Genomic DNA, 13279 nt, shown 5'->3' with positions numbered 1-13279 from the left:
CAGGACACCGATGAGCAAAGACACCGACGATCAATACAAAGTCATCGCCACCAACCGGAAGGCCTACCACGACTATTTTATCGAAGAGAAGTACGAAGCCGGCATTGTCCTCAGGGGAACCGAGGTCAAATCGCTGCGCGAGGGGCGGGTGAATCTGCAAGAGAGTTACGCGAGCGTGCACGAAGGCGAAGTCTTTCTCCACCATTGCCATATCAGCCCCTACAGCCATGGGAACATCATGAACCACGACCCGCTGCGGGTCCGGAAGCTGTTGCTGCACAAGAAAGAGATCAACAAGCTGCTCGGCAAGACCCAGCAGAAAGGGCTGACGCTGATTCCGCTCCGTCTGTATTTTTCCAAGCGTGGCCAGGTGAAGGTCGAACTCGGTCTGGCCAAGGGCAAGAAACTGTATGACCGGCGCGAGTCTCTGAAAACCCGTGAAGCCGGCCGGGAGATGGAACGGGCGATCAAAGGCCGGAAGCGGGACGAGTAACGGCGGCTCCGGGGCTACTTGCGCGCCAGCTCACTCCATATCACCAAGATCTCGACCATCCCGCGACTACTTTCCGTATCCCGGTTCGCCGCGACTCGCACCAATACATCGACATGATCTCCAACGGCCAAGGTTGAGGCGCGGAGCCGGCTGGTATTCCCGCCGCAGGCTCCTTGATCGAATATGTCGATCGTTCCGGTTTCGTCTTCCAGCCTTAGGGTCGTCAGCTCGTAGATTCTCCCGCAACCCTGTGTCAGGACGTCGGTCTGAATAGAACGGATGACACCGCTCATTCTGATCTGTCGGAGATGGTACTCGCCGGGATTGGCCAGGATCTTTTTGACGGGAACGCGGTCGAATGAGGCGAGTGGCATGTGCAAGGGACTGAAGAGTGGTGTGCCGGGCAGCCCGTTCTGCGCCGGACTTCCGACGGGACATCCCACGGCCAGCAGGCCGATGACACAGAAGGCGGCAGAGACCTTCCGAATCGGGCCTCCTCCCCGAAGGGGACTCACTAGCCCAGCCGATTGACCGACATTGGATCGGGCGGTTGGCATCGTCAAATCCCTCCTGCGCAAGATTATCACAGGTGAGAAGGTTTCCACCGAGATGTGCGGCGCGGCTCTCCTGCTGGAACCATGGACAATTTCAACGGCCAGGCCAAGCCGCGCTTGCCCGAAGGAATCGCAGGGCCGACGAATGCGACAGGCCCCCCTTGACATAGTACTAGTTAGTACTATTATATGGGTTAGGTCATATGAGAGGCGGCTGCCTAGATGCACGAAGCGGGGCTTCATGCAGACCCCCACGCTGAGGAGGAGATGCCATGAAGAGATTCTTTGACACGAATGATGAGTGGACCGGACTGATTCTCCGCCTCACGCTGGGCCTCGTGCTATTTCCCCATGGGGCGCAAAAGCTGTTGGGCTGGTTCGGCGGATTTGGTTTCAGCGGGACGATGGGTTTCTTCACCGACACGCTGCATCTTCCCTGGCTTGTGGCGTTCCTCGTGATTGTCGGTGAATCGTTTGGCAGTGTGGCTCTGATGCTGGGGTTGCTGACGCGGTTCACGGCTGCCAGCTATATCGTGATCATGTTGGGGGCGATTACAATGGCCCATCTGCCTTACGGGTTCTTCATGAATTGGTTCGGCACGCAGCAGGGCGAGGGATTCGAATTTCATCTGCTGGTCATCGGGATCGCGCTGGCTCTTCTGGTGACAGGGGCCGGCCGGTGGTCGGCGGATCGGGCAATCGCGGCGAACCTCGCGCACTGAACTGCGTCCGGAAAGGAGGATGATCATGACGGCGGCAAAGGACATTCTCGGCATCTATCAACCAGGCTCGACGCATATGGTCGGCGACGGATTTCCCGTGCGCAATCTGTTCCCGAGCAATGATCTCGATCGCGAGGTGAGTCCTTTTCTCATGCTGGACTATGCGGGGCCTCAGTACTTCGCGCCGACGGACCATCCTCGCGGCGTCGGTGAGCATCCGCATCGCGGCTTTGAAACGGTCACCATCGTGTACGAGGGCGTCCTGGCTCATCGCGATTCCGCCGGGAACGCCGGGGTGATCGGTCCGGGCGATGTGCAATGGATGACGGCGGCGGCCGGCATCGTTCATGAGGAGTTTCACGAGCAGGCATTTGCGAAGCAGGGCGGCCGGCTCCACGCCATTCAGTTGTGGGTGAATCTGCCGCGCGCGTCGAAAATGTCGGCGCCCGGCTACCAGACGATTCTGAACGCCGACATTCCGGCCGTGGCGCTCGAAGGCGGCCGGTTGCGTGTGATTGCCGGATCGTGTCAGGGCCAGAAGGGTCCCGCGCGGACCTTCACGCCGGTGGATCTCTACGATCTCGAATTGAAGGCGGGGCAGCGCACGACGCTGGTCTGGCCTGAAGGGCACAACGCCTCGTTCTTTGTCCTGCATGGCAGCGCCTCCGTGAACGGATCGCCAGCGGCCGGGGAAGCGGAGCTGATCGTCTGCAAGCGGAACGGATCGCAGGTCACGGTCGAGGCCCGAGAGGACAGCCGCATCTTGGTGATGGCCGGTGAACCCATCGATGAGCCGATTGCCCGCTATGGGCCCTTCGTCATGAACGAGAAGCAGGAGTTAGTGCAGGCGGTGCATGATTATCAGGCCGGCAAGATGGGGCACTTGTCATGACGGATCGCGGATTCCACATCGAGGTGTATTCGGATGTGGTGTGCCCCTGGTGCTACGTCGGGAAGCGGCGGCTGGAGCGGGCGCTCGCTTCGTTTAACGCAGATGCGCAGGTGATCTGGCGGCCGTTTCAGCTCAATCCGACGATGCCGAAGGAGGGCATGGATCGCACGGCCTATCTGGAAGCGAAGTTCGGGAGTCTGGACGCCTTCCGGCAGCTGGAAGAACATGTGCTGGCTGCCGGCGCGTCTGAGGGGATTGCCTTCGCCTTTGAAAAGATCACACGGACGCCGAACACATTTGCCGCGCACCGGTTGATATGGCTGGGTGAACGGGAAGGCTGCCAAAACGCGGTGATGGAGTCACTCTTTCGGGGCTACTTCGAGGAGGGAGCGGATATTGGATCGGTCCCCGTCCTCGTTCGCCTCGCGGCCCGTGCGGGATTGAGCGCGGAGTTCGTGGAAGGGGTTCTCCGGAGCGATGAAGGGACAACGGAGGTCAAGGCGGAAGAAGCGGCCGGCCACAAGCTCGGGATTCGGGGCGTGCCCTACTTCGTGATCAACGGGACCTACGCGATTTCCGGGGCGCAACCAGTGGAGGTCTTTGTGTCGGCGCTCAAGCGGGTGGCGGCGGACCGGGCGGGACGAAAGGCAGGTGTGTGATGGCTGTGCAAGTCTATGGCTGCAATCACGTGGTCATCGAAGTGACCGATGCGAAGAAAGCCGTGAAGTTCTATTCCGATGTCTTCGGCCTGAAGATGCTGCGCGGGGGCGAGGGAGCCGCCTGGTGCAAGCTGGGCGAGCATCAGTTCATGGCGATCTTCGAGGTCGAGCAACTACAGCCTGATCGGGTGAAACATTTCGGCTTGATGGTCCGCGACGCGCGGCAGATCAAGGAAGTCAGAAAAAAACTGACGCAGAAGTACAAGCTGACGCTGCACCCCGGTTTCCGTTGCGACTTTCGCGATCCCTGGGGAAACCGGATTCAGGTTGGCGATCTGAGCGACGAATCGCTGGTCTGGCTCCTCCCCTATCAGGAGGTCCAGAAGGCCGGCATCACGTTCAGGAGGTGAACCGATGAAAGCGCACTATCTCGGCCATGTCGTGTTCTATGTGAAAGATCTGCAACGGTCACTGGCCTTCTATCGGGACCTGCTGGGGTTCACTGAAGTCGGCCGGATCTTCAATGGCGCGGCGGCGGCCCTCACGTCCGGCCGCACGCATCATGAGCTGCTGCTGATCCAGGTGGGCGATGCGCCAGGCCCTTCAACAGGGAGGCGCCGGGGCCTCTATCACATTGGGATCAAGGTCGGAGACAGCCTGGACGAATTGCGCGCCGCGAAGCGTGAACTGGAGCAGGCTGGCGTGACGATCGACGGGATGAGTGATCATACCGTGAGCCAGAGTCTCTATCTCCGCGATCCGGACGGGAACGAAGTCGAACTGTATGTCGATGCGGATGAGTCGGTGTGGAAAAACGATCCGGCGGCGGTCATCTCACCGATCAAGCCGCTCTATTTGTAATCTCACGAATGGGAGGAGAGCTCATGGAACAACCAGTCATTGCAGCCAAGCAACCAGTGGTGTTGTCGTTGGAGCCGGGGACCTATTATTGGTGCCGGTGCGGCCGGTCTAAGAACCAACCGTTTTGTGACGGCGCGCACAAAGGCACTGACTTCACGCCCATGGAATTTACGGCAACCGAGAAGAAGCAGGTGGCCCTGTGCCAGTGCAAGCAGACGAAGAATCCGCCCTTCTGTGACGGGGCTCACAAGGCGCTCTGATCGGGATCGGCGGCGGTCTCGGGCAGGGACTCGGCGCGTTTCCAGCGGTTATGGATCCAAAACCAGTTTTCCGGATAGCGGCGGATGAGATCCTCGAAGAGGGTGTTGATGGCCTTGGTATAGATCAAAATGCGATCAGCATCCTCGGCAACCGGGGGAAAGACCACTGGTTGGTACACGTGCCGAAACCGGCCGTCTTCACGCAGGGTGTAGGTCATGACAACGGGCGCGCCGGTGCGCAGATGCAGCAGGGCCGGCAGCGTGGTGGTCCCGGCGGGCCGGCCAAAGAAATCGACGAGCAGGCCGGAGGAGAGGCTTTGGTCGATCAGGATGCCGACGATGCCGTTGGCCTTCAGACATTTGAGCGAGGCTTTGACCGCGTCCTGTGCGGGGATGATCTTCATCCCGCCGGAGAGACGTTTCCGCTGGACCCATCGTTCGACATAGGGATTGTGCACGGGACGGGCAATCGCCGTCATCGAGCCGAACTGGCGTTGAATGAAGGATCCCGTCAGTTCCCAGTTCGTGAAGTGGGCCGTGAGGATGATGACGCCCTTCCCTTCCTTGACGGCCCGGTCCATATGTTCCCGTCCCTCCACCACCACGAGGTCTTCAAGGGTGTGGCGGGCATAGTCGGTGATGCGGACGAACTCGATGGCCGTGCGTCCGAGGTTGCGCCAGACAGCCTGGGCGATGCGGGCCCGGTCTTCTGGTGAGGAGCCGGGAAAGGTCCGGGCGAGATTGTCCAGGATCAGCGCCTGGCGTTTGGGAATCAGCGCCGGCAGGCGGAGAAAAATCCACTCACCGAGCGCGATGGCCCAGGCGCGCGGGAGCGCTTGGAACAGCAGGTCGGCGAAGCGGAGCAGGAGATATTCACAGGCGTATTTCATCGGCGGTGGGTGAAGATCGATTCAGGCTCGCTGGGTGACGATCGCAGGCTGATGGTTCAGCAGCATGGTGACGCCACAGGATAGGCGAGTTGGCGGCGTTCCGCAATCTTTTTGCGCCCAACAGGGCGCGGGGCAGCCAGGATTGCTCTGCCGTTCGTTCGGGCCTGGCAGGGTAGAGAAACCAGGGGGGGAAGAGGTACACTGGCCTCGATATGTCTTCTTATGGAATACGCATGATGGCAAAGCGTGTCATTGACAGTGGGCTCACCCTGCTCATCGCCGTTGCTGCGGCTCTGGGGACGGTCGGTTGTAAGCCGGATGCCGGTTCCGCGCCGGCGCCGCCGGTGGCGCAAGTCGAGGTGATGACGGTCACGACGCACACGATTCCCGACGAGCCGGAATTTATCGGCCAGGCCGAAGCCTCGCGTCCCGTCGAGATCCGTTCCCAGGTGACGGGTCTGCTCAAGGCGGTCTTGTATCCCGAAGGGCGCGATGTGAAAAAAGGCGACCGGCTGTATCAGATCGATCCGGTCCCGTTCCAGGCCGCGCAAGCGAGCGCCAAGGCCAAGATCGCTCAGGCCCAAGCCAAGCTCGTGCAGGCCCGACAAGACCTGGCCCGAGTGAAGCCCCTGCTGGCCGAACAGGCCGTAAGCCAGAAGGATGTCGATGATGCGGTCGCCGAAGACATGGCGGCGCGGGCGCTGCTGCAGGCCGCGCAGGCGGACCTGATTAAAGCGCAGTTCGACCTGGATAACACACTGATCACGGCGCCGATCGACGGGTTGATCGAGCGCAGCCGTTACTATGAAGGCCGGCTGGTATCCGCCCAAACGGATTTGCTGACGACGATTCACCAGGTCGATCCGATGTTCGTGGTGGTGAGCGTCCCGGAGAGCTTCATCTTGAAGCGGCGGCGCGATATCGAGTCCAAGAAGATTCACCACCCCGGCGTGTATCATTTGCGCGGCCGTCTCACCTTGATGGACGGCACGCTCTTTCCGCAGGAGGCGGTGCTGGACCTTCTCGAACCGGGATTGCGCTCGGAGACCGGCGCCCGCCAGGTCCGGCTTACCGTCCCGAATCCGCAGCGGCTGTTGCTGCCCGGCCAATTCGTGAAAGTCCGGTTCACCGGCGATACGAAGACCGACGCGATTCTCATCCCGCAACGCGCCGTGTTGCAGGGGCCAAAAGGGCCCTTTGTCTACGTGGTCGGTCCCGATGACACGGTGCAGATCCGCGATATCGTCGCGGCCGACTGGAAAGGGGACCAGTGGCTGATCGACGAAGGGCTGAAGCCCGGAGACCGGGTGGTCGTCAACGGCCTTATGAAAATCGGTCCCGGTGCGCCGGTGAAGGCGGTTCCGGTCGGCGCGGCCCCGGCCCCGGCCGCCGAACCTCATTCCCCTGCTCCTCAACAAGGATAACGCGTGAACGGTCACGTTTTCATCGACCGGCCGATTCTGGCCTCGGTGGTCTCCATCATCATCGTGGTGATGGGTTTGCTCGCGTTGCAATTCCTTCCGGTCGCCCAATTTCCCGAAATCACACCGCCGGTCGTGCAGATCGATGCCGACTATCCCGGCGCGAGCGCCGACGTGGCGGCCGAATCGGTGGCCCGGCCCATCGAGGTGACGCTCCCGGGCATCGACAATCTGCTGTACTTCGAGTCCAGCAGCAGCAACGACGGGCACGTGACGATCAAGCTGACGTTCGAGATCGGCACGGACCCCGATATTGCGCAGGTGCAGACGCAGAATCGCGAGAAACTGGCGGAGCCGCAGCTGCCTCCCGAGGTCGTCCGCCAGGGCATTTCCGTGAAAAAGATGTCTCCCGATCTGGTGGGGGTCATCGCGTTGAAATCCACCGATCCGCGCCATGACGCCGTGTTCCTCTCTAACTACGCCATTCTCCGGATCGCCGACGACCTGAAACGCGTCAAAGGCGTGGGCGACGCCCTTGTCTTCGGACAGCAGAACTACAGCATGCGGATCATCTTGAACCCGATGCTCATGGCCCGGCTCGGCCTCACCCCGAGCGATGTGGCCAATGTGATTCGAGAGCAGAACCGCGATTACCCGTCCGGAACGATCGGGCGTGAACCGGCGCCGAAAGGCACGGAGCTGACGATCCCGATCATTACCAAAGGGCGCCTGACCGACGTCAAAGAATTCGAGGAGCTGATCGTGCGCGCGCTGCCGGACGGCTCGGCGGTGCGGCTCAAAGATGTGGCCCGGATCGAACTGGGCGCGCAATCCTATGCGCTGGAAGGCCGCTGGAACAGCAAACCGACGACGTTCATTCTCACCTTCCTCTCGCCCGGCGCCAACGCGCTGGATACGATACGCCGCACGCGTGCCCAGATGGATGAACTGGCGAAGAATTTCCCCGCCGGCGTGTCTTACGACATTCCCTACGACACGACGCGGTTTATCGATGTCTCTATCAAAGAAGTGGTGAAGACCCTGGCCGAGGCGATGGTGCTCGTCGTCCTGGTGGTCTATCTGTTTCTCCAAAGCTGGCGCGCCACGATCATCCCCACCGTGGCGGTGCCGGTTTCGCTGATCGGCACGTTCATCGGCCTGTATGCGCTGGGTTTCTCGATCAACACGATCACGCTGTTCGGCATGGTGCTCGCGATCGGGATCGTGGTGGACGACGCGATTGTGGTCGTCGAAAACGTCGAACGCCATATGCGCGAAGACCGGGTATCGGCGAAAGAGGCGGCCAAACGGGCGATGAGGGAAGTCACGGCTCCGATCATCGCGATCGTGCTAGTGCTGGTGTCGGTCTTTGTGCCGGTCGGGTTTGTCGGGGGCATCACGGGCGCGCTGTACAAACAGTTTGCGGCGACGATCGCGATTTCAGTGACGGTTTCGGGGTTTGTGGCGCTCACGCTCAGTCCGGCGCTCTGCGCCATGGTTCTGGTTCCGCATCATGGCGAGCGGGCCGGATTTTGGGTGCTGTTCGACCGGCTGTTCGGCCGCACGCAGCAGGGCTATATGCACGGAGTGGGGGCCTTGGTGGCGAGGCCGAACCGGTTCATGGTGCTCTTCGCCCTGTTAGTGGTGGTCTCCATCGGCCTGTTTCAATCGCTTCCGAAGAGTTTTCTGCCGGAAGAGGATCAAGGCTATTTCATCACCGTCGTGCAGTTGCCCGATGGGGCCTCAAAACAACGGACCGACGCGGTGCTGGAACGGATCGAACGGTTTTTCCAGGGGCATCCCGCCGTGCATTCGACCGATGCCCTGTCCGGCCAGAACTTTGTGTTCGGGACCAGAGGGCCGAACGCGGCGACGATGTTTGTGCCGCTGAAGCTGTGGGATGAGCGCACGGAACCGCAGAACCATGTGAAGGCCCTGGTGGGCGCCGCCTATGGGGAGTTTGCCAAGATTCCCGAAGCGCTGCTGCTGGCCTTTAACGCGCCCGCGATTCGCGGCGTGGGGTCTGTCGGCGGATTCTCCGTGCAGGTGCAGGATCCGGGCGGCGGCGATTTCAAACAGTTTGCGGCGGTCACCCAGCAGTTCGTGGAGCGGGCTCAAAAGGAGCCTGCCATCGGCCGGGTCGGGACGAATTTCCGTGTGTCGGCGCCACGGATCTATGCCCGCGTGAACCGGGAGCGGGCGAAGGCGCTCGGGGTGCCGATTTCCGATGTGTTCGATACGCTGCAAGCCTATTTCGGTTCACTGTACATCAACGACTTCGTCAAATTCGGCCGCATCTATCATGTCCAGACGGAGGCGGAAGCCGAGTACCGCGCGACTCCGCAGGACATTGGCAAGATCTATGTCCGGGCACAGAGCGCCCAGGGCACGAACATGATTCCCCTGGACACGGTCATCACGACGGAATATCAAAGCGGGCCGGATCCGGTGAACCACTTCAACGGCTATAATACCGCCCTGGTGCTGGGCGCCGCCGCGCCGGGCTACAGTTCCGGACAGGCGCTCGAAGCGCTGGACCGTGTGGGGAAAGAGGTGCTCGTTCCGCAGGGCTATGCCATCGACTACAGCAACATTTCGTTTCAGGAACGGCGGGTGGGCGGGCAGTCCGGGCAGGTGTTTGCCGTCGGTCTCTTGATGGTGTTTCTGGTCCTCGCGGCGCAGTTCGAGAGCTGGGTGGTGCCCTTTGCGGTGATTCTGGCGGTGCCGTTCGCGGTCTTCGGCGCCTTGTCCGCGGTGTGGATGCGGGGGTTCGAGAATGACATCTACTTCCAGATCGGATTGGTGACCTTGATCGGCCTGTCGGCCAAGAACGCGATCTTGATCGTCGAATTTGCCAATACGCGGTATGAGGCTGGCCGCCCATTGATCGACTCGGCCATCGACGCGGCGCGCCTGCGGTTCCGCCCGATCATCATGACCTCCATGGCCTTCATCTTCGGGATGTTTCCCCTCGTCATGGCGCGCGGGGCCGGCGCCGCCAGCCGCCAGTCCATCGGGACGGGCGTGTTGGGAGGCATGCTGGCCGCCACGTTCCTGGCGATCTTTTTCGTGCCGTTGTTTTATGTGTTGATCCGGACGCTGTCGACCCGCCGGCCGGCCGCGGCCGTTCCCGCCGGATCGGCGGAGACGTCGAACCCGGCACAGGAGGAGGAGCGTTAATATGCAGCGGTTTCTCGCCCTCGGACTCTCGGCCATGCTCGCCTCCTGCGCGCTGGGGCCCGATTATGAACGGCCCCAGACGGAGACGGGCGGCCAGTTCCGGATGGCGGTGGCTCCCGCCGATGCCCCGTCGCTGGCCAACTTGCCCTGGTGGGAGTTGCTCCGGGATGACCAGCTGCAGGGGTTGATCAAGATCGCGCTGGTTGAGAACAAGGATCTCCAGCGTGCGGCGGCGGTAGTGGAGGAGTTTCAGGCCCGCGCCCTGCTGGCCAAAACAGATTTTCTTCCCGGGATGACCGCGTCGGGTAATGCGCCGAACCTGGGCCGCAAGACCATCTTCCTGTTTCCCGGTTTCGCCAACCCGTTCAACTATTATCTGCAGGGAAATCTCTCCTGGGAGCTCGATGTCTGGGGACGCATCCGGCGCTCCAATGAAGCGGCGCGCGCGGATCTGCTGGCGAAAGAAGAGAATCGGCGCGCGGTGGTCCTGCAGCTGGTCAGCGGGGTCGCGGAAAGCTACTTCAACCTGCTCCAGTTCGATGCGCAGCTGGATATTGCGAAGCACACGCTGCAATCGTGGGAGGAATCCGTCCGCATCGCCCAGGCGCGGTTGAAACAGGGGCTGACCTCGCGGCTGGATACGGATCAGTTTGAAGCCGAGCGGGCCAACGCCGCCGCGCGGTCGGCGGAACTCGAGCGGCAGATGGTGCAGGCGGAAAACCAGCTGAGCGTGCTGCTCGGCCGCAAGCCCTTCGCGATTCCGCGCGGCCGCCCGTTGAACGAGCAAGTGGTGCCTCCGGAGGTGCCGGCCGGACTTCCGTCGGACTTGTTACAGCGCCGTCCGGATCTGCTTGACGCAGAGCAGCAACTGGCCGCGGTGACGGCCCGCATCGGCGCCGCCAAAGCGGAACGGTTTCCGAAGATCTCGCTCACGGGACTGCTCGGTGCCGCCAGCCCGCAATTGTCGAAACTCTTCACCGATCCCGCGTCATTCGGCGTCGGAGGGATGGGGTTTGCCGGGCCGCTCTTCAGCGGGCCGGTCTTGGGCTATCAGCAGGAGGCGATCGAGGCCCAGGCCAAGCAAGCGCTCGCGCAGTACGAGAAAACGGTCTTGACCGCCTTCCGTGAAGTGGAAGATGCCCTGGTCTCGGTGCGGACCGCCCGCGCCCAGAATGAAGCGCAACAGGCGCAAGTCAACGCGCTGCAATCCGCGCTGCGTCTGGCCGAATTGCGGTATAAGGGCGGACTGGCCAACTATCTCGATGTGCTCGTGGCGCGGCGCAATTTGTTTGAAGCCGAATTGGCTGTGACGGGGTCGCGCCGGCTCCATTTGGTGTCGGTTGTCCAGCTCTACAAGGCGCTCGGCGGAGGCTGGTCGCCCGACATGGCGCGCGCGAACGAACCCAAGGAGTAAGCCCCATGGAGAAGCCTGCTGAGACGGACTCCCCGATTCATGAGTTGCTCGCCCGGCGATGGAGTCCCCGCGCATTCGATGAACGGAGGGTCGAGCCGGAGCAGCTTCGTGCCCTGCTCGAGGCGGCGCGCTGGGCTCCCTCTTCCAGCAATGAGCAACCCTGGCGGTTTGTCGTGGCCACCAAAGACGACCAGGCGGCGTATGACCGGCTTCTGGCCTGCCTGTTGGAGGGCAACCGCAAATGGGCCTGCCGGGCGCCCGTACTCCTGCTCTCCGTGGCGCAGATGAATTTTGAAGACGACGGCCGGCCGAATCGGCATGCCTTTCACGATACCGGGATGGCCGTTGAGAATCTGCTTCTCCAAGCGTCCGCGCTCGGACTGATCGGGCACCCCATGGCAGGCTTCGATATCGAGCGCACGAGGGCGGAACTCACGATTCCGTCCGGCTATGAGCCGGTGGCGATGATCGCCGTGGGGTATCCCGGTGATCTGACCGTGCTCCCGGACTATTTGCAGCAGCGCGAAGTGAAGCCACGGGAACGGAAGCCGCTGGCGGAGATCACCTTTGCAGGACAGTGGGGCGTTCCACTGTTTCTACGCCGGTCGTGAGAGGGTACGGGGATGCTGCCGTTAAGCGGGAAAGTGGCCATTGTGACCGGTGCGTCCAGCGGGATCGGACGAGCCATCGCCGAACGGCTGGCCGGGGACGGCGCGCTGGTGGTGGTGAATTACCATCACAGCGAGGACAAGGCCAGGCAAGTCGTGGCAGGAATTCAGGCGAAGGGCGGGAAAGCCGTGGCCGTGCAGGCCGATATGAGCCAGGTGGCGGATGCGCGGCGGTTGATCACGGACGCGGCGGCGCAATTCGGCCGGCTGGATATATTGGTGAACAACGCCGGGAAGTTCGTGCCCAAGCCGTTCTTGGAGACGACGGAAGCGGATGTCGAGGCCCTCATGAATCTGCATGCCAAGGGGCCGTACTTTGCGATGCAAGAAGCGGCCAGGGTGCTGCGCGATCACGGGCGGATCGTCAATATTTCCAGCGCCGGGACCAAGCTCCACTATTATGGCGCCACGGCCTATCTTGGGAGCCGCGGGGCGCTCGAGCAATTTACGCAGGGGATTGCGCATGAACTCGCCCCGCGAGGGATTACGGTGAACACGGTGTCGCCGGGGTTTACCGATACGGGGGTGTTGACGGACCAGTACAGGCAGATGGGCATTGAGCAGTCTCCCTTCAAACGGATCGGGCTTCCAGGCGACATTGCCGAGGTGGTGGCGTTTCTCGTGAGCGAGCCGGCGCGCTGGTTGACGGGGCAGACGATACAGGCGGGCGGCGGCATTGTGATGTAGAAGGCCGGCGATGGCGGATCAGAAGATGATGGGGGTTGCCGGGCCGCAGGGTTGCCCGCAGCGTGAATCCTGCGCACTTGAATTTCGAGACCTGGCTCATGCAGAACAAGAACCGGATTTCTCTCACCTCACACGGGTAATCTAAAGGAGTGACGATGGCACGGCAGAACATTTCGACGGGTGGTCCTTGGGAAGCGAAGATCGGGTATTCACGGGCGGTGCGCGTGGGCTTTCATGTGCAGGTCTCCGGGTCTACGGCGATGACGCCGTCCGGCCTGGTGGGCAAGGGCGATCCCTACGCGCAGACGATTCAGACCTTCAAAACGATCGAAGCGGCGCTGCAGCAGGCCGGCGCGACGCTGGCCGATGTCGTGCGGACGAGAATCTACATGGCGAATATCGATCAATGGCAGGAGGTCGGACGGGCGCATGGTGAAGTGTTCGGCAACATCCGGCCAGCCACGACGATGGTGGAAGTGAAGCGGCTGATCGATCCGGACATGCTGGTCGAAATCGAAGCCGATGCGATCATGACTCACGGGTAGCAACGCGCGCGGCGAATGGAGGGGGCGCACATC

15 protein-coding genes are annotated in these 13279 nt (G+C 61.9%); 13 read left to right on the top strand and 2 right to left on the bottom strand.

Translation table 11 applies throughout. The features are described 5' to 3' along the window. Positions 1–10: 10 nt before the first annotated feature. Entirely contained in the window at positions 11–493 is a 483-nt protein-coding gene (gene smpB, locus RI101_13190) for an SsrA-binding protein SmpB (protein ID MEC4891002.1), read from the top strand. A 14-nt stretch (positions 494–507) separates the two neighbouring features. Here smpB and RI101_13185 read toward each other — a convergent pair whose 3' ends face one another. Then, the gene (locus tag RI101_13185; protein ID MEC4891001.1) at positions 508–1050 is read right to left on the bottom strand and encodes a hypothetical protein; all 543 of its coding nucleotides are present in this window, start codon (positions 1048–1050) and stop codon (positions 508–510) included. A gap of 269 nt (positions 1051–1319) precedes the next feature. Here RI101_13185 and RI101_13180 point away from each other — a divergent pair, with 269 nt between their 5' ends. Genes RI101_13180 through RI101_13155 form a run of 6 tightly spaced genes read left to right on the top strand, consistent with a single transcriptional unit; the run spans position 1320 to position 4441 of the window. Then, entirely contained in the window at positions 1320–1769 is a 450-nt protein-coding gene (locus RI101_13180; GenBank protein MEC4891000.1) for a DoxX family protein, read from the top strand. 25 nt (positions 1770–1794) lie between these two features. Continuing rightward, positions 1795–2661 carry a pirin family protein gene (locus tag RI101_13175; protein MEC4890999.1) on the top strand — a complete coding sequence of 289 codons (867 nt, stop codon included), beginning with the start codon at positions 1795–1797 and terminating at the stop codon, positions 2659–2661. After that, entirely contained in the window at positions 2658–3320 is a 663-nt protein-coding gene (locus tag RI101_13170) for a DsbA family oxidoreductase (protein MEC4890998.1), read from the top strand. Before RI101_13175 ends, RI101_13170 begins: the two co-directional genes overlap by 4 nt. Beyond that, entirely contained in the window at positions 3320–3730 is a 411-nt protein-coding gene (locus RI101_13165; protein ID MEC4890997.1) for a VOC family protein, read from the top strand. The genes RI101_13170 and RI101_13165 overlap by 1 nt, the downstream gene beginning before the upstream one ends. Positions 3731–3734: 4 nt before the next feature. Beyond that, the gene (locus RI101_13160) at positions 3735–4181 is read left to right on the top strand and encodes a VOC family protein (GenBank protein MEC4890996.1); all 447 of its coding nucleotides are present in this window, start codon (positions 3735–3737) and stop codon (positions 4179–4181) included. Positions 4182–4204: 23 nt separating this feature from the next. Continuing rightward, positions 4205–4441 (top strand): CDGSH iron-sulfur domain-containing protein, encoded by a 237-nt coding sequence (locus tag RI101_13155; GenBank protein MEC4890995.1) that lies wholly within the window; start codon positions 4205–4207, stop codon positions 4439–4441. Here RI101_13155 and RI101_13150 read toward each other — a convergent pair. Continuing rightward, complete coding sequence (locus RI101_13150; protein MEC4890994.1) at positions 4426–5331, bottom strand: lysophospholipid acyltransferase family protein; 906 nt, start codon at positions 5329–5331, stop codon at positions 4426–4428. The genes RI101_13155 and RI101_13150 overlap by 16 nt on opposite strands. Positions 5332–5564: 233 nt before the next feature. Here RI101_13150 and RI101_13145 point away from each other — a divergent pair, with 233 nt between their 5' ends. The 6 genes from RI101_13145 (at position 5565) to RI101_13120 (ending at position 13246) form a co-directional block, all read left to right on the top strand. Beyond that, positions 5565–6755: an efflux RND transporter periplasmic adaptor subunit gene (locus RI101_13145; GenBank protein ID MEC4890993.1), complete on the top strand. Its 1191-nt coding sequence runs from the start codon at positions 5565–5567 to the stop codon at positions 6753–6755. A 3-nt stretch (positions 6756–6758) separates the two neighbouring features. Beyond that, positions 6759–9932: a multidrug efflux RND transporter permease subunit gene (locus RI101_13140; GenBank protein ID MEC4890992.1), complete on the top strand. Its 3174-nt coding sequence runs from the start codon at positions 6759–6761 to the stop codon at positions 9930–9932. A gap of 1 nt (position 9933) precedes the next feature. Then, positions 9934–11346 carry an efflux transporter outer membrane subunit gene (locus RI101_13135; protein ID MEC4890991.1) on the top strand — a complete coding sequence of 471 codons (1413 nt, stop codon included), beginning with the start codon at positions 9934–9936 and terminating at the stop codon, positions 11344–11346. Positions 11347–11351: 5 nt separating this feature from the next. Continuing rightward, positions 11352–11957 carry a nitroreductase family protein gene (locus RI101_13130; protein MEC4890990.1) on the top strand — a complete coding sequence of 202 codons (606 nt, stop codon included), beginning with the start codon at positions 11352–11354 and terminating at the stop codon, positions 11955–11957. A gap of 12 nt (positions 11958–11969) precedes the next feature. Next, positions 11970–12701 (top strand): SDR family oxidoreductase, encoded by a 732-nt coding sequence (locus RI101_13125; protein ID MEC4890989.1) that lies wholly within the window; start codon positions 11970–11972, stop codon positions 12699–12701. Positions 12702–12856: 155 nt separating this feature from the next. Beyond that, entirely contained in the window at positions 12857–13246 is a 390-nt protein-coding gene (locus RI101_13120; protein MEC4890988.1) for a RidA family protein, read from the top strand. Positions 13247–13279: the final 33 nt, after the last annotated feature.

Origin of the sequence: Nitrospira sp. (assembly GCA_035968315.1) — a bacterium.
In the GTDB taxonomy this organism is placed as follows: Bacteria; Nitrospirota; Nitrospiria; order Nitrospirales; family Nitrospiraceae; genus Nitrospira_D.
Note: the sequence above shows the minus strand (reverse complement) of the source record. Positions and strands in the feature narration are given on the sequence as shown.